This is a genomic window from Streptomyces sp. CC0208, from assembly GCF_003443735.1.
Classification (GTDB): Bacteria; Actinomycetota; Actinomycetes; order Streptomycetales; family Streptomycetaceae; genus Streptomyces; species Streptomyces sviceus.
In genome coordinates, this window is the sequence record NZ_CP031969.1 from 385,697 (window position 1) to 403,297 (window position 17,601).

The window sequence follows — 17,601 nt, forward strand, 5'->3', positions numbered from 1 at the left end:
AGCAGGGTGGTCGTCCCGTAAGACCGCCACTTGGGACGCAGCCGTGGCCGCCGTGCCCGGGTGCCGTGCACCTTTGTCTCGCCACCTGGCCCGCTCGGCGTGACAGGTGCAGACCCCACAAACGAAAGAGGAACGCATGCGACCGAACGCTCTGGGCAGGACCATCGCCGGTGTCATCGCCGTTGCCGGCATCGCCGCCGGCAGTGTGGCGACGGCGGGCACGAGCTTCGCGGCGACCACGGGCACCGCGCAGACGGCTGCGGCCGCCCAGCCCGCCGCCGTGGCCGCGACGCAGAACTTCGGTCTGACCTCGGCCGAGGCCAAGAACGTCCAGAATTTCCTCGCGGACTACTGGGGCTACACGGGCGCCATCGACGGTCAGCTGGGCACCAACAGCTGGAAGGCCTTCCAGCGCTGCCTCGCGACGTACTGGGGCTACACGGGCGACATCGACGGGGACCCGGGCCCCAACACGATCAAGGCGCTGCAGCGCCTGCTGAAGGACGACTACGGCTACACGGGCGCCATCGACGGCATCGCCGGTGCGGGCACCCGGGCGGCGTTCAAGCGCTTCGCCGCCTGACCGGTACGACCCCGCTCGACCGGTACGACGTGCCGTTCGGGCTGATCGTCGAGTGACCGACCGCGGCCCGTCCTTGCCCGGCAAGGACGGGCCGCGGATGTGTGTTCCCGCTCCGCCCCACGTTCGTCTCGAGAAGGAGAACCTCGCCGCCATGGGAAGACTCGCGTTCCTCGTTCGTGCCGAAGACCAACACCCACCGCTTCCGGCCGCGCGCCGGACCGGACCGGGCTGGCGGATCCGCGTCGGGACCTTCGCCGCCACCGCGGCCATGGTCTCGGCCGGCATCGTGCTCGGTGCCGGCCCGGCGTCGGCGGCGCCGGCCCCGATCAAGCTGACCTCCGCGTCCTGCCCCAACGAGATCGTGCAGGGCCAGGCGAGCGGCTGTGTCACGGAGTTGCAGAGGCTGCTCAACGCGCATGGCGCCGGCCTGGCGGTGGACGGTCAGTTCGGGTCCGCCACGCTGTACGCCGTCCGTGAGTACCAGGCCGCCACCGCGATCGCCGTGGACGGCCGGGTGGGCCCCGCGACCAAGAGCAAGCTGTACGCGACCGGCGGCTCGGCTCCCGCCCCCGTCAGCCTCAACTCCTCCTCCTGCCCCGCGAACCTCGTCCAGGGTGCCAAGGGCGGATGCGTCACGGAGCTCCAGCGGCTGCTCATCCACCACGGCTACGTGGTCGACGTGGACGGCGACTTCGGCGCCGGGACCGCGAGTGCCGTCCGCAGCTTCCAGTCCGCCCACGGCCTCACGGTCGACGGGCAGGTCGGCACGAACACCAAGCGGGCGCTGTACGACACCGACGAGTCGCCGTCGACGGGCCTGGACCTGCGGTCGGCCTCCTGCCCGGCGAACATCGTGGAGGGACAGAGCGGCGGTTGCGTCGCCACGCTGCAGTCCCTGCTGAACGGCAAGGGACACAGCCTCGACGTCGACGGCAGTTTCGGCCCGCAGACCCTGGCGGCCGTGAAGGCGTTCCAGTCCGCGAGCGGCCTCTCCGCCGACGGCGAGGTCGGCCCGAACACCAAGGCCGCCCTGTACTCGAACATCGGCGGCGGTGGCGGCAACGGCGCGCCCGCCCCGATCAACCTGAACTCCGCCTCCTGCCCGAACGAGATCGTGCAGGGCCAACACAGCGGCTGTGTCACCGAGTTGCAGAGCCTGCTCAACCACCACGGTGCCGATCTCGCCGTCGACGGCGACTTCGGTCCGCTCACCGACAGTGCCGTCAGGGACTTCCAGTCCGAGAAGGGCCTCTCGGTCGACGGCCAGGTGGGGCCGAACACCAAGGCCGCCCTGTACGGCGCGGTCACCCCGCCGTCCTCGCCCCCGCCCGGCGGCGGCTACGCCAAGATCCTCGACGTGGCGGCGGCCGAGGCCGGCACGGTCGAGGGCAGCGCCCGCGCGAACAGCTACGGCTCAGCCGTGGGTCTCTCGCTGTCCACCAGCAACTACGCCTGGTGCGCGACCTTCGTGAGCTGGGTGGCCAAGCAGACCGGCGCCAGCTCCTACCGCAACACCTATGTCTCGGGCTGGGTCAAGCAGGCGCGGGCCGGCAACTACCACCTCTCCGTGACGACCAACCCGCAGCCGGGTGACATCGTGGCCTTCGACTGGGACGGCGGAAGCGACTTCACCGGCGGCCACGAGCACATAGGCATCGTGCGGACGGTGTCCGGGGGATCGTCCTTCACCACGGTCGAGGGCAACACGAGCAACCCGAACGGCGGCGGGGACGGCGTCTACGTCAAGTCCCGTTCCACGAACAGCGGTTACGACGTGGTCTTCATCCGGGTCCGCTGAGCCGGATTCGCTGGTTCCGCGCCCCGGGAACACCACGGGCAGGGCAGGGCCGCACGGACGCATACGAGGGAGTGCGTCCGCGCGGCCCTCTGCAGGGGTGCGTCAGCTCGTCGCGCGCACCGCTTCGCGGATCAGGTCCGCGACCGCCTTGGGCTGGGAGACGGCCACGGCGTGCGAGGCACCCTCCAGCGCGACGACGGTCGCCCCGGCCCGCTTGGCGCCGAAACGCTCGACCTCCGGGTTGATCGCCTGGTCCGAGCCGGCGATCAGCGCCCAGGACGGCTTGGTCTTCCAGGCGGCCGCGGTCTCCTCGAACGATTACCCAGAGTTACGGATCTCGCCTTCCGCCTGTTCAGAGGGGCAGCAACTTGACCGCCGTCCCCATGAGTTGAGGCATCTGACGTCTCCCCCGGCAGCACACGAGGGCATACCGCGCCGCAGGGCGCCGGCGGGTGTTCAGCGCTCCGCGCGGCGGGCCAGCAGGACCGAGTCCTCGGCCTCGACCGGCCCGGTGTCCCGCTTCAGCGTGCGAGTGCGCTGCTCCACGACGACGGGCTCGAAGTCGTCCGGCAGGCCGGGGAGGAGTTCCCCGGCCAGGAACATCGCCTTGCGGTGACTCTCGGAGAGGTGCGTGAACTCGTGGGACGGCGCATGTCCGACCACCAGGAGCAACCCACCAGGGGCGACGGCCGCGGCGAGGCGACGGGTCACTTCGACCATGCCGCCGTCCGGCGCGTGCAGATAGTGGCTGGTGACCAGGTCGTACGAGCGGTCGCCGGCATCGAAAGCCCTGGCGTCCACCTGCCACCAGTCGACGCGGTCTGCCACGCCGGCCTGCTCGGCATGGCGGGCGGCACGGGCCAGGCCCTCGGCCGAGAAGTCGGCGCCGGTCACGTCCCAGCCCTGCCCGGCCAGCCACACGACGTCACCTCCCTCGCCGCAACCGACGTCCAGCGCAGTGCCAGGGGTCAGCTCACCGGCGGCGACGACGAGCTGCGGATTGGGTTCGCCGCTCCAGAACCGCTCCTGACCCGCGTACCGCTCGTCCCAGGCCGCCGGCTCGAACATCTCGGCGGCCGCCGGTCCGTCGTGCTCGCCGCTTCGGCCGTGGTCGTGGTGTCCTGACACCGGATGCCTCCCCTTGCTCGTGACGCTCTGCCGCGCCGCCCCCTGTGGGCATGTCGTCGATGGTGCTCGGGCCTGCACCGATCCGCACGCAAAGTTGCCGGACCGGCAAATCAAGAGGCTATTGACCATGCGCCTGCCGGCTTTCCGGTCGTGGGTGCAGTCGTCGGCGCCCGGCAGCGCGGTACTCCTACGCCCGCCCGACCGACCTACACCGTGACAGGAAGCTCCGCGAGCCCTCGAACGAGACGAGTGCGCCGCCATTCCAGTCGATCGGACGGTACGGCCAGACGGATGCCGGGGAACCGAGTCAGCACCGCTCGCAGGGCGATCTCCGCCTCGGCCTTGGCCAGGGGCGCGCCGACACAGCGGTGGATGCCGTGGCCGAAGCTGAGATGACCAGAGGCGTCTCGGTCCAGATCGAGCAGGTCCGGCGACGGGAATCGCGTGGGATCGCGGTTGGCTGCGCCGAGTGCGACCAGTACCGGGGCCCCGGGCGGAATGTCGACACCGCCGAGCGCGACCGCCTCCGTCGTGAAACGGAAGGTGGCTGTACTGACGGGGGAATCGAACCGCAGCAACTCGTCCAGCACGGCCGGGATGTCGTCCGGATTCCCCCGAAGGCGATCCAACTCGGCGGGGCGCTGCAACAGTGCCAGGGCCGCGTTGCCGAGGAAGTTGGTCGTGGTCTCGTGCCCGGCCACGAGTAACAGCACCGCCAGGGAGACCAGTTCCTCCTCGCTCAGACGCTCTGCTCCGTCGCGAGCCGAGATGAGCCGGTCGAGAAGACTCTCACCGGGGCGCAGGCGCTTGGCGGCGACCAGGCCCGTCATGTAGTCGGCCATGGAATGCGAGGCCGCGTCTATGACGTCGGGCCTGCCTGCCGCGAACAGTTCTCCCGACCAGCGCCGGACGTCGGGCCGATCCTCCTGCGGGACTCCGAGCAGCTGACAGATCACGATGACCGGCAGCGGCACCGCCAGGGCGGCCACGAAGTCGAACCGTTCACCGACCGGCCATCGGTCCAGCAGTTCCTCGGTGACCCGCGCGATGAACGGACGCAGCTGCGCAACGGCCCCGGCCGTGAACGCCTTGGTCACCAGCTTGCGCAGCCGGGTATGCCGGGGCGGGTCGGTGGCCAGCATGGTGTGCGCCACCGCGGGGTGCAGACGACGGCGTGACTCCTTGCCCGCGAAGAAGGCGGCCGTGTCCTTCGAGAGCCGAGGGTCGCAAAGGGCTTTTCTGGCTTCCGCGTAGCCGGTGACCAGGTAGCTGGGGCGCCCGCCCGACTCCGTGGGCATGAACTGCACAGGGCATCTGGACCGCATGGCCGCAAGGGTCGGGTAGGGATCCTGGAGGAAGCGGGGGTCCTGAGTCGGGTCGGTCATGCATCCAGACTCCAACGGACTCTGACTCACCGTCATCGGCGACACGCCCAAGGCGGTGCCGACCCCGCCCTCCGCGATTTGCCAATCGGCGGTGTCGGCGGCTGTGGCCGTGGCATCGTGGGCGAGTGGTGCGTGGAGAGGAAGAGGAGTGGCTGGCGACCCAGCGTCCGTCACGGGTACGCGAGGTCCAGGCCGGTCGCCTGGCCTGGACCGAGATCGACCTGATCGACCTCGGGGGCGGGTTCGCGCGTCCGTTGCGTGACGGGTTGGAAGCCTTCGGTGTCCAGGTCAACTATCTGCGCGTCGGTCAGCCTCGCCATCTGGTGGCCGCGTTGGACGGCAGCAGACCGATCGCCCCCTATGTGATCTTGTCCTGCCACGGCGACGAGGGCCGCATCCTGATGGAGGACGTCGCCGAAGAGCTGGCCAGATTCCAGCCGTTCAACGGTGACATCGGTCCGGACCGCGTACGCGAACATTTCCGGCTGCCAGGCAGCGTCACGCTCGTCACCGGATGTGACACGGGGGATCCCGCGCTCGCCGGCGCCTTCCTCGACGCCGGTGCCGATGTCTATGTCGCCCCTCGGGGCGCCCCGTTCGGCTACGCGAGCATGTTCGCCCCGTTGTTCTTTTTCTACGAGCTCACAGAACAGCGCACTCCCCTGGAGGCCGTCGAACGCCTGCGCGCGCACGACGACGAACTCGCCATGTGGGAGCTATATCAACGCTGACCGGAAAGCGTGCAGCATCCGGTTCGCATGCCAGCCACTATGGGCTCAATTCTTCCTGTCGCCAGCGGGAGTTCCGTCCTTTCACACGTGGGCGAGCATTGCGTAGATGTACTCACCGCCCCAACGCGCTTCGTCGAGATCGCAGAGCGCGCGCGGCTTCGGTGACGTAGCCCTGTCCGGCGTACTGCGGGTGCGGGACGGCCGACCTCAATTCTCCCCGAACAGTTCGGAGCAAAGTGATTCAATGACTCAATGCTGAAGGACGGGGCATTCCTGGGTCCGCTGGAGCTGCACGACGGACGTTGGGTCGTCGGGGACGCCACGCGAGCGGGCACTCGCTGGGTGGAGTTGCGCCCGGACGGGCTCTACCAGCACGAGCCGGATTCCGAAGGACAGCTGTTCCCCTGGCCCAGGATCATGACTGGCATCTGGATCACCTGGGGCAAGCACCCTTGGAACTCGGTCAGCAGGGGCAGCTACACGGTCAAGGGCATGGTCGCCGGGCGCGGCGGAGGCTGGCTGCACATGACGCTGCGCCACCCGTACGAAGACTGCCAACTGCGCTTCGACCAGCACGCGCGCCTGTACAGGGCCGTGGACGTCCTGCGGCTGGAGTATCTGCTGCGGCACCTCATCGACGAGGGAAAGCCGCATCTCCTCGGCGACCCGGAATGGGTGGGCGACGCCGTGGCACACCTGACCGGTGGAAAGAACCGCTGGATCACCAGCCGTGCGCTGCGGCGGACGGCAGCGGAAGCTGTGACGGTGGCCGGCCCGGACAGCCCCTGACGGCCCGCTCGCACCTTCGGCACTTCGCGGGAAGTCCGCCCACGACCGTCCGCACGCCGGTCTGAACTCCGTAAGTCTCAGCCCCTGCCGTCGCGACACCCCACGGGGAAGTCCGTGCAGTCATGCCGCCAGGCGGGTGCCGCGGCGCCAGACCGCTCGCGTGTTGAGGGTGTCGCTGATGTTGCTGGTCGGATCGCCGTCGACCAGCAGAAGGTCGGCGCGGAGTCCCTCGGCGATACGGCCCCGGTCGCTGAGCCGGAAGCAGCGGGCTGTGGTCGCTGTGGCCGCGCGCAGGGCCCGTGCGGGCGTGAGGCCGGCCGCCACGAGGTATTGCAGTTCGTGGTGCAGGCTCGCTCCGTGTGCCAGGCCCCCGAAGAACGTCTCGGGCATGGAGGCGTCGGTGCCGGCCAGCACGTCGACGCCGGCGGCGTCCAGAGCGCGCACGGTGTCGTACACGTCGTCGAGCTTGCCCTGCGGGTAGCGGTCGTAGCTGGACCGCAGGGTTCGTTCCCATGCGCTGTCGAGGCGTGCGGCGACCCGGGGGTCGTCGGCGAGTTCGCTGCCGGTGATTCCCATCATCGAGGCATTGAGGCTGATGCAGGGAATGACGAACATGCCCGCGTCCTTGATGAGGGCGATGATCTCGGCGGTGTGCGGCTGGTCCATGAACACGTGGGTGAGGCCGTCGATGCCGGCTTCGGCCGCCGTCCTGGTGGCCTCCACTGTCAGCGCGTGGGCCACGGTCAGGGCACCGTACTTCTTCGCTTCGGCCACACCGGCGGCCACGGTGGCCCCGTCGAGCGAGGGCAGGCCAGGGTGTCCCTCCACGCTGCCGTCGTCGATCATGAACTTGATGAAGTCGGAGCCCCGGGCGAGGAGTTGGGGCACGAAGGCGGCCGCTTCCTCGGGTGTACTGGAGAACGGCATCAAGGGCATCACCGGGGGGAGATCCCGCGTCGGCCGGAAGCCTTCGGGCATCAGTTCGCTCGGGTGACCCCCGGGCGGTGTGATGGCAAAGCCGGACGAGCGCACGTCAGCCAGGCTGTCGTCCTCGGTGATGAGCCCCCGGTTCTCCCGGGTGTTCATCCCCTGCATCTCCAGTTCGGTCGTCACCCCGAACCGCAGGGCGAGTGCCAGGGAACCCGGAGCGGAGTGAACGTGGGCGTCGATGAGTCCTGGCAGCAGCGTGGCGCCGCTGCCGTCCACGATCTCGCTGTCACGAGGGGCCTCGCCACCGACGCGAGCGATCCTCCCGCCGTCGATGATCACGGTCCGCACGCCTGTCGACTTCTCTCCGTCGAAGATCTGCGCATTGGTGATCGCGGTGAGCGCCATAGCAGTCCGCCTCGTTTTCTCGCTCGTCCAAGATTTACATACCCTAAGCTATATACATATCCGGAGGTATGCAAATGTGTGGACTGGGCCTAGACTCAGTCGCATGAGCAGCCCGTCCTTCTCCGACCAGCCTTCCGACGACACGGCGTTGGACCAGATCGGCCCCGCGCTGTCACGTCTGCGGCGACGCGCACCGGCATCGAGCAAGGACCTCTCGCGCAACCTCGTACTCAATGTGATCGCCGATGCGCCGGGCGAGACGACCGTGGGTGGGCTCGCTGCCGAGATGGGCGTGGCCCAGCCGGTGGCCAGCCGTACCGTCGCCGCCTGCATCGAGGACGGGCTGCTGCGCCGGACGGCGTCCCAGCTCGACGGTCGCCGCACCGTGCTCGAACTCACCGAGCACGGCGAGGCCGAGCGCAACCGCTTCGCCGCTGAACAGCGCAAGGCGTTTCAGGAGATCACCGCTGCCTGGTCGCCGGAGGAGCGGATTCAGTTCGCGCGTCTCCTGGCTCGATACGGAGCTGACGCCACCGCATGGTCCAGGAAACAGGCCGCGAGCCGCGACTGAACGAGCGGTGCCGCTCTGCTGCGTGAGCGATGAGTTCGGGCGGCGGATCGGGTCTGCCCTGGCATGACTCGAATCATCGCTGACATGTCGGTCTCTCCCGATGGCTACGCCGCCGGACCCGACCCCGAGTCCGGCCTCTGCCTCGGCCTCGGCCTCGGCCCGCACGACGATCGCGCCCGCCACAGTGCCCCCGAGGCGGTGGCGTCGGAGAGCGGCAAGGACCGCGACACATCTGGCCTACGACGTCCAGCGGTGATCCGATGACCACTGTCAACGCCCGTGGAATCGTCCTGGGCATCGAGTCGTTCGGTGACCACGACGCGCCACTCGTCCTGCTCGCGGGCGGGACGACGATGCTCTCCTGGCCCGACGCACTGTGTGAGCGCCTCGCGGCCGAAGGGCGCCGGGTGGTGCGCTACGACCTTCGTGACAGCGGGGAGTCGACGACCACGGATCCCACGGCGCCCGCCTACACCCTGCGCGACCTGGCCACCGACGCGGCGGCCCTCGCTGACGCGCTCGGCGGCGGACCTGCGCACCTTGCGGGGATCGGGGTCGGCGGGATGGTCGCCCAGGTGGCGGTGCTCGACCATCCGGACGCGTTCTCGGCGCTCACCCTGGTGGGCACCCGCGCGGTTGCCCCCGGCCCGGTCGACGAGGATCTCCCCGACCATGACCAGGCGACGATGCGTCAGCTGTTCGCGCGCGTGATGCCGGACTGGACCGACCGTGAGGCCGTCGCGGCCTTCGCCGCCGCCGGTGCGGAGATCCTCGGCGACGACCCCGTCGCCGCGCACGCCACCGCTGCGCGCATCTGGGACCGCACGCCCGGCACCGCACCCCCGGTCCAGATGGCCAACCAGATGGGCGTGGTGTTTGCCGGCCTCGACTGCGAACCCCGCTGGCGCGAGCGACTGCCCGAGATCGAGGTCCCCACACTCGTCGTCCACGGCCGCCGCAACCCGTTCTTCCCCGTGGGCAACGGCGAAGCGATCGCGCGCGACATCCCCGGAGCACGGATGCTCGTCCTGGAGGAGGCCGCCACGGCGATTCCCGACGCGGCGGTCGGCGAGCTCACCGAGGCGATGCTCAGTCTCGAATGACCCGGGGTTGATCCAGAGGGAGGCCCGATGTCAGTGCCGGCTGGAAGACTGCCCGCATGATCGAACCGAACCCGAAAGCGGACCTACTTCGATACCTGCAAGAAGCGCGTGATGCCCTGGTCTGGAAGCTCGACGGGCTCTCGGAATACGACATCCGGCGCCCGCTGACTCCCACGGGAACGAATCTGCTGGGGCTGGTCAAACATGTCGCCGGCGTGGAGCTGGGGTACTTCGGCGACACGTTCGGGCGGCCGTTCTTCGACGAGCGACCGCCGACCTGGTGGTACACGCAGGACACGGAACCCAACGCGGACATGTGGGCCACGGCAGACGAGTCACGCGAAGACATCGTCGGGCTGTATCGCCTCGCGTGGGAGCACTCCGACAGCACGATCGCGATGCTGCCGCTGGACGCGGTCGGCGGCGTGCCGTGGTGGCCGGAGGAACGTCGCGAGGCGACACTGCACCACATCCTGGTACGCGTGATCTCCGATACGCAGCGGCACGCGGGCCACGCGGACATCGTGCGGGAACTCATCGACGGATCCGTCGGGTGTTCGCAGGGCAAGGGCGACTTGCCGCCAGGTGACCAGGCATGGTGGGCGAGCTACCGGAGCCGGCTGGAGCGCGTGGCGCGGGAAGTCGGCGGCTGATCCCGGCCGTGGCCCTATCCGTGGTTCAGGTGGGCCAGCAGCAGGTTCGGGTCCGGCTCGGTGGCGAAGTACGAGGCGCTGGGGACGTAGACCGTCCGGTGCCGTACGGCCACGGAGGTCGGGTTCGAGAGCCCGTCCTGCTGGGTGAGGACGACGGAGTGGGTGCCGTCCGGGCAGACCACGACGACCTGGTTGGTGGCGTTGACTGCGGCAAGGACCGTGTCACCGTGGCGTGAGGTGAACGCGAAGTCGTCGATACCGCCGAGACCTGTCGCCCGGGTCTCGATCGGGCCCGCGGCGCCGTTTCGTCGTACGGGGATGCGCAGCAGCGTCCCACGGTCGGTGTTGGACACCCATACGGCGTCGTCGTGGACCTTGATGCCGTTGGCGCCGAAGCCGGTTCCGGACGGGACCGGGGTGAGAGCCGTTCCCGTGGCCCACGCGGTGCGCTCGCCTCCTGCCATGGGCACGCGCCAGAGGATTCCCCGCACCGGGTCGGCCGCGTAGAGCACGCCTCGGTGCTCGTCGAGGGCCAGACCGTTGGGCAACCCGTTGGCGGGCAGCTGTGCGATCTGCTGGGGCTTGCTGCCGTCGGGGGCGATACGCCAGATGCCGGTCTTGCTGGTACCGGTGGCGTAGTTGACGTAGAGCGTTGCCGTCGTGGGCGCGGGCGATGCCGAGAACGATCGCGTTGTGGACGATGGGGGTGTTCGGGTTCGCGACGGCGGGCAGGGTGACGCGTCTGCGGATGTCTCCGTGCCGGGTGACGTTGGCGACCTGGCGGGCGAAAGCGAAGGTCAGGTCGGCGGAGCCGTCGGGCTCGACCGCGATGTTCTCGGGTGTCTCCCCGGCGGCGAAGTCGAAGTGGGCGACCAAACGCGGCTGCGACACGATCGGCTCGTCACCGGAAGCGGGGCCCGATGCGAGCACGCCGAGGGCGACGGCGGTCGCGGCGATACCGGCCAGGTGCGGGAGTCGGGGCATGAACCTCTCCTTGGGCTGCGACACGCGCCACCGCTGTGGCGCCGGAGGCAGACTGCGGTACGCCGGTCGGCGACCACCGGAGTCACGGCCGGGGAGGTCACCCTCGCGGCCCACGGTTCAAGAGGAGAGGGTCCCCCGCCTTGCTCCCGGCGCCTCTTCGGTCGGCGTGGGCATCGCGACTGACGTCTCGACCCGTACCACGCCGATCCTGATGCCGGCCCGACTGCGGGCCAGGATGCGAGATCACTCCTCGCGGGCGACGCTGGTGCCGTGTCCGAGCGTCGAGCGATCGTCCACCCGCCGTCTGACACCGGCGGCCGCCTGGTGCGCATCGGCGACCGGAGCCACGGCACCCACTCGGACATGAACGAACGGCACGAGGGCCGATCAGAGGGATGACCGCCGTGAGCAGGCGCAAGGGCGCGAAGACCGGCACGGAACGCGATGTGGAAGCGGTTCTCGACGACCTCTACACCACTCCGCCGGCCGACTTCGTCGCCCGACGTGAGGAGTTGGCCGCCGCGGCCAAAGCGGCCGGCCACGTCGACGATGCCCGCCGGATCCACGCTGCCCGCCGCCCCACCCTGGCGGCCTGGGCCGCGAACCTCCTGCTGCGTTCCCAGCCGCAGGAGAGCCGGCAGTTCCTGGAGCTGGGGCAGGCCTTGCGCGAGGCGTACCGCACCCTGGACGCCGTAGGGATCAACGAGCTGTCCGAGCAGCGGCGGCGCATCGTGGCTGCCTTGTCCGGGCAGGCGGCGCAGCTTGCTCAGGAGGCCGGGCACCGACTGTCGGACCAGGTCCGGCAGGATGTCGAATCCACTCTGCGCGCCGTGCTGACTGATCCGGATGCGGCCGACCGCTGGGCCGGCGGCCGCCTGGAGGGCGCTCTCACCCCGCCGTCGGACTTTCCCGGCACCGCCCCGCCGACCGGCGCCGCGCACAAGCCACGCCGCGAGACGACTCCGCGGCCGTCGGCGCGGACGCGGGGGAAGAACGAACTCGCCGAGCGGCGCCGCCAAAGGGAAGAGCGGCTCGATCACGCCCGGACAACGGCCGAAGAGGCCGCGCGGCGATTGCGGGACGCCCGGACGGAAGAAGCCGAGGCTGAAGCGGCGCGGCAGCAGGCACGCGACCGGCACGACCAGGCCCGGCAAGAGGTGTCCGCCGCCGAGCAGCAACTGCAACAGGCACGGCAGGAACTCCAGCGAGCCGACCGCGGAGAGCAGGAGGCCGAGGAACGCAGCCACGCGGCCGCTGACGCACACGCACGGGCCCGGCAGGAAGCGCGCGAGGCTGAACGTGAGGTGAAGCGCCTGACCTCACGCAAGACATAGGTCTTGGCGCAAGCGCGCGGTTTCCCGGATTCCTGACTCCTCGTAAGCCGGCGTCCGTGGGTCGGCTGATGACTCATTCTGTCGACGGTCAGAGGCGAATGCCGTGCGGCCAGTGGGTGGCTGGGCAGGCCGATCGCCTTCGTCTGAGCGCCAGACACCGCGGTGAACGTCCCTTCGGTGATCGTCCCTCGCCGAGGTCGTCCTGGATTTTCCACGCCGAGGTGGCCCGGCCGGAGCCCGGGCCACCTCGGTCCGATCGGATCAGGCGGGCTGCGGGGCGGGCGCCGCCGGAGCGGACGCGACCTCGCGGGTCTCGCGCATCATCAGCAGGCCGTTGACCACCATCAGCGTCGCGGTCAGGCCGTGGACGCCGAACGCGGTGGCCGCTGAGCCGTGGTGGGCCAGCACTGTGGTCATGTCGCCGTAGGCGGCCAGGGCCTCCACCAGCAACACCCAGCCCAGCGCCCGGCGGTGGCCCGTCACCAGAAGGATGCCCAGGACCAGGGCCAGGACGACATCGCGGATTCCCTTGATGATCAGAAAGCCGCCACCGTCGCCGGACGGCCAGCTCGGCAGGCCGAAGCCCGGCGCTGTCGTCTCCGGGCTCAGGATGAACTCCGCCCCGAACCAGAGGATGAAGAGGATGAAGGCGGCGGTCAGGACGGTGTTGATCTTCTTCAGCGCCATGGTTCGTCTCCTAGCGAGTCTTCGTGAGCTTGATCAGGGCTTGGTGAGGCTGAGCAGGGTGCGCTTGGGCGAGCCGCCCACCCAGGCCAGGCGGTATGCGGCGACCGAAAACTCCCGCCGCCCGGGTCCCACCGGGCGGTGAGCCCGTGGGCTCAGGCGAGGGCGGCGACCAGCAGGGCGAAGGCGGCGATGAGGACGGCGACGCGGACGTAGTGGAAGCGCTGCCAGCGGTTGAGCTGCTGCTTCCAGTCGGCGGGCCGGTTGTCAGGGGTCCACGTCTTGTTCCGGTTGTTGATCGGAACGAGCAGCAGAATCGACATGACCACGCTGAGGATCAGAAGCGCGGCGGCGGTCACGACGAGGCCGGTGCCGTGGTGGTGCCACCCGGCGACAGCCCAGGTGCCGGCAAGGACGAGCGAGCCGATGTACCAGACAGGCATCACGGCGCCGAGCATCCGGCCCCCGTGGGCGTGGCCGAGTTGGCCACTGTCCTCCGGGAGCGCGTCGAGTATCCGGTTCATGACGAAGGCGACGGAGAACTCCACCCCCACCATCACGCCGACGACCACGGTGGTGATGACCTCGAGTGCGTTGAGCATGACGACCCTCTCAAGAATCTAGTGTTGCTAGATGATGAGGCAACGCTAGTACTGCTGCCGCTCTCTTGTCTAGCAGTGCTAGGATCGAATCATGTCGGTACAGGAACGCAAGCAACGGGAACGGGCGGAGCGCGAACGCCTCATCGTGGCGACGGCCCGTGAACTCGCAGAGCAGCAGGGGTGGGACGCCGTCACCACCCGTCGGCTCGCCGAACGCATCGAATACAGCCAGCCCGTTCTCTACAGCCACTTCCGCGGCAAGCGCGAGATCATCGGCGCGGTCGCTCTCCAGGGCGCCACCGAGATGGCCGTGGCGGTGCGGGCCGCGACCGCCGCCGTGGACGGCCCGCGCGAGCGGGTCGCCGCCCTCGCGCGCGCCTACCTCGACTTCGCCGAGCGCAACCCGGCTGTCTACGACGCCATCTTCCAGCTCGACGGCGGTCTGGCGTACGCCCAGGAGGACACCCCGGCACCTCTCAAGGACGCCTTCGCCGCGCTGCTGGAGTGCCTCGGCGAGGTCGCCGGAGACGGCGTCGACCCGGGGCTGTTCACCGAGACGTTCTGGGCGTGCCTGCACGGGTTGGCCACCCTGACCCGGGCGGGACGGCTGCCGCCACAGGAAACCGAACAGAGGGTGAAGCTGCTGGTGGACCGGCTCGCCATGCTCTGACACACCAACCCGGTCGGCACACGGCCGAGGTCCTCGAACCCCCCGCTGCCCGCCGACGGAGCCCCTTCCACATGGCAGGCAGGCCGGCGGGGTGGCCGTGAACATCGAGGAGCACGTGCCCACCGCGCAGTTGGGGGGCGGATCTTCGAGCCCAGCGGCCTGCCGGGGACCGGCCCGGCTTCGGCACACGGGCCGGACCAGGCGGGCCGCAGGGCGGCAACCCAGTCGCGCGGGAGCACCTCAAACATCACCAGGGCACAACTCCCGTGTAGGGGTCTTTGCCCCGCTGAAACCGTTAGAGGTCGGTGGCCACGTATCCGGGGCAGGCGTTGGTGACGGCGTTGAGGAAGGTCTTATCGGCGCGTACGCCCCGCTGGTGGCGTCACGCGGAACGGGCGAGTCGCTCGCGCACCCGCGCGGGATCGGGGTTGGTGTGCGACCCAGTTCGTCTGCCGGGCCCTCCGACCCAGCCGGATGCGCAGTCGAAGGCAGTACGGGCAACCAGGCCGCCAGAAGACGACCGGCCGACCATCGACCGCACTGCGACGCTGGGCCTCCGGCGCGCCGATCGGCTTCGGGAAGGCGAGGGGCGAGTTCACGCCTGGGAGCAGAACAAAGGCCGGCAGGATTCAGGCGCGCGCCATGAGGACGAGGCCAGCGATGAGTCGACATGCGCCTCGCACTGGGCAGCTCATGCACTGATCAAGGCGAGGGCCGTCCCTACCGAGTCTGCGTCAAGCAGCGGAAAAGCGTTGGACGGGGTGATGACCGGTCTTGTAGCTTGCGGTTGCCCGTGACACGTCCGAGGAGGTGAGACCCATGAACGCTGTAGCGATGTGGGTGCTCCCCCTTGCCGTCACGGCCGGCGATTGACGTAGGTGTCGCCGGGAGCGCCTCGACAACCAGGCACTCCCGAAAGGCAACACCTATGGACTTTCCGCGGTTCACCGCCGAGCCCTCGTCGTATTCCGACGCCGATCGCGCGCGGCTGAGGTTCGACTTCGACGTGATCATCGCCGGTTGCGGGCCGACCGGTGCGATGCTGGCCGCCGAACTCCGGCTGCACGACGTGCGGGTAGTCGTGCTGGAGAAGGAGACCGAGCCCGTCTCGTTCGTCCGCATCGTCGGTCTGCACATGCGCAGTCTCGAGCTGCTGGCAATGCGCGGATTGCTGGATCGCGTGCGCGCACACGGAAGGCAGCGCCCGGCCGGCGGGTTCTTCGCCGCCATCAACAAACCCGTGCCCCAGGGCCTGGATTCGGCGCACCCCTATCTGCTGGGGATCCCGCAGCCTGTCCTCGTCGACCTGCTCGAAGACCATGCGATCCAACAGGGTGCGCAGATCCGCCGCGGGTGCGCGGTCACCGGATTCGAGCAGGACGACGAGGGGGTGACCGTCGAGCTGGCCGGCGGCGAGCAGTTGCGTTCGCGCTACCTCGTCGGCTGTGACGGCGGGCGCAGTACGGTGCGCAAACTCCTCGGTGTCGGCTTCCCCGGCGAGCCCTCCCGGACCGAGACGCTGATGGGCGAGATGGCAGTGGGTGCGCCGCAGGAGGAGGTCACCGCCAAGATGGCCGAACTCCGCGAGACCCACCACCGGTTCTGGCTCCGGCCCTTCGGCGGCGAGGTCTACAGCGTCGTCGTACCCGCCGCAGGAGTCAGCGATCGCGCGAAGCCGCCCACCCTCGAGGACTTCAGACGACAGCTGCACGCCGTCGCCGGAACCGATTTCGGCGTGCACTCCCCGCGCTGGTTGTCCCGCTTCGGGGATGCCACCCGGCTGGCCGAACGCTATCGGGTCGGTCGGGTGCTGCTCGCCGGCGATGCGGCACACATCCATCCGCCCGTCGGCGGGCAGGGCCTCAACCTGGGCGTTCAGGACGCCTTCAACCTCGGCTGGAAACTGGCCGCACAGATCCGGGGCTGGGCGCCGGAAACACTGCTGGACACCTACGAGGCCGAACGTCATCCGGTCGCCGAGGACGTGCTGGACAACACCCGCGCCCAGATGGAACTCCTGTCCACCGAACCGGGACCGCAGGCAGTGCGCAGGCTGCTCACCGAGCTGATGGACTTCGACGAGGTGAACCGTCATCTGATCGAGAAGATCACCGCGGTCAGCGTCCGCTACGACTTCGGTGAGGGCCCCGAACTGCTCGGCCGCCGCCTGCGCGACATCGACGTGAAGCAGGGGCGCCTCTACGATCTGCTGCACCGCGGCCGTGGCCTGCTGCTGGACCGCACCGAACGCCTCACCGTCGGCGCCTGGACAGACCGGGTCGATCACCTCACCGATCCCACCACGGCACTGGATGTTCCCTGCGTCCTGCTGCGCCCCGACGGCCACGTCGCCTGGATCGGCGACGATCAGCAGGACCTGGACAGCCACCTCTCCCGCTGGTTCGGCAGGCCGGCCGACTGACGGACGAGGAGCGAGGCGCCGATCCCGGCGGCTGTTCAGGCCGTACGAGCGTCCGTCCGGCCCCCGGAGCGCTGCTGTTCCGGGGGCCGTTCAGGCGCTGGCCGGGCCGCCCGCCTCGTACACACGGCCCCGGGCAGTGAGACCACCGGCGCCGTTCGGCGACCATGGCACGTCTAAAGCCCCTTCGTTCACACTGGTCGTACTCGGTCAAGAGGGAAACGTGGTGGGGGAAGGAAGACCGTTGTCGCAATCCGACCTGTTCGCACGGGAAGCCCTCGTCGTGGCGCAGCCGAAGCGTTCACGGTGGCGCAGGTACACCGGTCCCGCGCTGGCCGTGTCGACCGTGGAGGGAACCCTGCTCGCCCAAGTCACGCACACCGTCGACTCGCGCTGTCTCCTCACGAGGGTGTCCGGCGAGCGCGTCGTACGTATCGAGAAAAGCTCCAGGTTCGGGCAGTTCGGACCGGTGCGGTTCCGTTTCACCGACGCCGCGGACGGGGAGGCCGGCTCGGTCGATGCCCGTGGCCCCGTCAAGACCGGGCAGCTGAGCCTGCTGACGGCGCGCGGACGCACACTGTTCCTCACACGGCGGGGTCTGCTGTCCACCGAGTGGCAGCTCACGGAGAGCGATCCGCATCGGAGCCCGGCACCGGAGGTTCTCGGCCGGGTCACGGTGAGCACCATCGACGGGTGGCTCGGGTTGCAGCAGTACGTCGTCGTCACAGATCCCCGCCTGGACACGTCCGAACGGCGGACCGTCGTCGCCTCGGTCGTCTGCCTGCACCTGCTCCGTCGGCCTCCGGACAGCAGCAGCGCGCCCGCATGAGCC

At 69.5% G+C, this 17,601-nt stretch carries 18 protein-coding genes and 2 pseudogenes; 12 read left to right on the top strand and 8 right to left on the bottom strand.

What is annotated here, in order from left to right:
• The first annotated feature begins 136 nt into the window (after nucleotides 1–136).
• A complete protein-coding gene (locus D1369_RS01815; protein WP_037902469.1) occupies nucleotides 137–583 on the top strand; it encodes a peptidoglycan-binding domain-containing protein in 447 nt (148 codons plus the stop codon).
• A 151-nt stretch (nucleotides 584–734) separates the two neighbouring features.
• On the top strand, nucleotides 735–2,381 hold the full coding sequence (locus D1369_RS01820) for a peptidoglycan-binding protein (RefSeq protein WP_037902468.1): 1,647 nt from the start codon (nucleotides 735–737) through the stop codon (nucleotides 2,379–2,381).
• Between the two features lie 102 nt (nucleotides 2,382–2,483).
• On the opposite strand, the pseudogene D1369_RS01825 reads toward D1369_RS01820, so the two are convergent.
• The 3 genes and pseudogenes from D1369_RS01825 to D1369_RS01835 form a co-directional block, all read right to left on the bottom strand.
• Nucleotides 2,484–2,699, bottom strand: a pseudogene (locus tag D1369_RS01825) (alpha/beta fold hydrolase); the annotation flags it as partial.
• A 138-nt stretch (nucleotides 2,700–2,837) separates the two neighbouring features.
• Nucleotides 2,838–3,509 (bottom strand): class I SAM-dependent methyltransferase, encoded by a 672-nt coding sequence (locus D1369_RS01830; RefSeq protein WP_007386851.1) that lies wholly within the window; start codon nucleotides 3,507–3,509, stop codon nucleotides 2,838–2,840.
• A 206-nt stretch (nucleotides 3,510–3,715) separates the two neighbouring features.
• Nucleotides 3,716–4,894 (bottom strand): cytochrome P450, encoded by a 1,179-nt coding sequence (locus D1369_RS01835; protein ID WP_007386850.1) that lies wholly within the window; start codon nucleotides 4,892–4,894, stop codon nucleotides 3,716–3,718.
• Nucleotides 4,895–5,019: 125 nt separating this feature from the next.
• On the opposite strand from D1369_RS01835, the gene D1369_RS01840 reads away from it, so the two are divergent.
• Together D1369_RS01840 and D1369_RS01845 are read left to right on the top strand one after the other, a co-directional pair.
• On the top strand, nucleotides 5,020–5,625 hold the full coding sequence (locus D1369_RS01840; protein WP_106433551.1) for a hypothetical protein: 606 nt from the start codon (nucleotides 5,020–5,022) through the stop codon (nucleotides 5,623–5,625).
• A gap of 252 nt (nucleotides 5,626–5,877) precedes the next feature.
• The gene (locus D1369_RS01845; RefSeq protein ID WP_050789814.1) at nucleotides 5,878–6,414 is read left to right on the top strand and encodes a hypothetical protein; all 537 of its coding nucleotides are present in this window, start codon (nucleotides 5,878–5,880) and stop codon (nucleotides 6,412–6,414) included.
• A 120-nt stretch (nucleotides 6,415–6,534) separates the two neighbouring features.
• Here the strand turns inward: D1369_RS01845 and D1369_RS01850 are convergent, their stop codons facing one another.
• Entirely contained in the window at nucleotides 6,535–7,749 is a 1,215-nt protein-coding gene (locus D1369_RS01850; RefSeq protein ID WP_007386847.1) for an amidohydrolase family protein, read from the bottom strand.
• Nucleotides 7,750–7,852: 103 nt separating this feature from the next.
• On the opposite strand from D1369_RS01850, the gene D1369_RS01855 reads away from it, so the two are divergent.
• The 3 genes from D1369_RS01855 to D1369_RS01865 all read left to right on the top strand — a co-directional run bounded on the left by D1369_RS01855 (nucleotide 7,853) and on the right by D1369_RS01865 (nucleotide 10,076).
• Nucleotides 7,853–8,320 carry a MarR family winged helix-turn-helix transcriptional regulator gene (locus tag D1369_RS01855; protein WP_037902467.1) on the top strand — a complete coding sequence of 156 codons (468 nt, stop codon included), beginning with the start codon at nucleotides 7,853–7,855 and terminating at the stop codon, nucleotides 8,318–8,320.
• A 260-nt stretch (nucleotides 8,321–8,580) separates the two neighbouring features.
• On the top strand, nucleotides 8,581–9,423 hold the full coding sequence (locus tag D1369_RS01860; protein ID WP_007386844.1) for an alpha/beta hydrolase: 843 nt from the start codon (nucleotides 8,581–8,583) through the stop codon (nucleotides 9,421–9,423).
• A gap of 56 nt (nucleotides 9,424–9,479) precedes the next feature.
• On the top strand, nucleotides 9,480–10,076 hold the full coding sequence (locus tag D1369_RS01865; RefSeq protein ID WP_007386843.1) for a DinB family protein: 597 nt from the start codon (nucleotides 9,480–9,482) through the stop codon (nucleotides 10,074–10,076).
• Between the two features lie 14 nt (nucleotides 10,077–10,090).
• On the opposite strand, the gene D1369_RS44700 is transcribed toward D1369_RS01865, so the two are convergent.
• Nucleotides 10,091–10,546, bottom strand: coding sequence for a hypothetical protein (locus D1369_RS44700; protein ID WP_342364932.1), 456 nt, complete (start codon nucleotides 10,544–10,546; stop codon nucleotides 10,091–10,093).
• Between the two features lie 784 nt (nucleotides 10,547–11,330).
• Here D1369_RS44700 and D1369_RS44470 point away from each other — a divergent pair.
• Together D1369_RS44470 and D1369_RS01875 are read left to right on the top strand one after the other, a co-directional pair.
• A complete protein-coding gene (locus tag D1369_RS44470) occupies nucleotides 11,331–11,459 on the top strand; it encodes a hypothetical protein (protein WP_276147275.1) in 129 nt (42 codons plus the stop codon).
• Nucleotides 11,456–12,394, top strand: coding sequence for a hypothetical protein (locus tag D1369_RS01875; RefSeq protein ID WP_007386840.1), 939 nt, complete (start codon nucleotides 11,456–11,458; stop codon nucleotides 12,392–12,394). Before D1369_RS44470 ends, D1369_RS01875 begins: the two co-directional genes overlap by 4 nt.
• 261 nt (nucleotides 12,395–12,655) lie before the next feature.
• Here D1369_RS01875 and D1369_RS01880 read toward each other — a convergent pair whose 3' ends face one another.
• Together D1369_RS01880 and D1369_RS01885 are read right to left on the bottom strand one after the other, a co-directional pair.
• A complete protein-coding gene (locus D1369_RS01880; RefSeq protein ID WP_007386839.1) occupies nucleotides 12,656–13,081 on the bottom strand; it encodes a DUF4267 domain-containing protein in 426 nt (141 codons plus the stop codon).
• 152 nt (nucleotides 13,082–13,233) lie between these two features.
• The gene (locus D1369_RS01885; protein WP_007386838.1) at nucleotides 13,234–13,680 is read right to left on the bottom strand and encodes a DUF1772 domain-containing protein; all 447 of its coding nucleotides are present in this window, start codon (nucleotides 13,678–13,680) and stop codon (nucleotides 13,234–13,236) included.
• A gap of 91 nt (nucleotides 13,681–13,771) precedes the next feature.
• On the opposite strand from D1369_RS01885, the gene D1369_RS01890 reads away from it, so the two are divergent.
• Entirely contained in the window at nucleotides 13,772–14,350 is a 579-nt protein-coding gene (locus tag D1369_RS01890; protein ID WP_007386837.1) for a TetR/AcrR family transcriptional regulator, read from the top strand.
• Nucleotides 14,351–14,787: 437 nt separating this feature from the next.
• On the opposite strand, the pseudogene D1369_RS43675 reads toward D1369_RS01890, so the two are convergent.
• Nucleotides 14,788–14,994, bottom strand: a pseudogene (locus D1369_RS43675) (hypothetical protein); the annotation flags it as partial.
• A 284-nt stretch (nucleotides 14,995–15,278) separates the two neighbouring features.
• Between D1369_RS43675 and rox the strand changes: the two are divergent.
• Nucleotides 15,279–16,772 (top strand): rifampin monooxygenase, encoded by a 1,494-nt coding sequence (gene rox, locus D1369_RS01900; protein WP_007386835.1) that lies wholly within the window; start codon nucleotides 15,279–15,281, stop codon nucleotides 16,770–16,772.
• A gap of 241 nt (nucleotides 16,773–17,013) precedes the next feature.
• The gene (locus D1369_RS01905) at nucleotides 17,014–17,598 is read left to right on the top strand and encodes a hypothetical protein (RefSeq protein ID WP_037902465.1); all 585 of its coding nucleotides are present in this window, start codon (nucleotides 17,014–17,016) and stop codon (nucleotides 17,596–17,598) included.
• The last annotated feature ends 3 nt before the right edge of the window (nucleotides 17,599–17,601 follow it).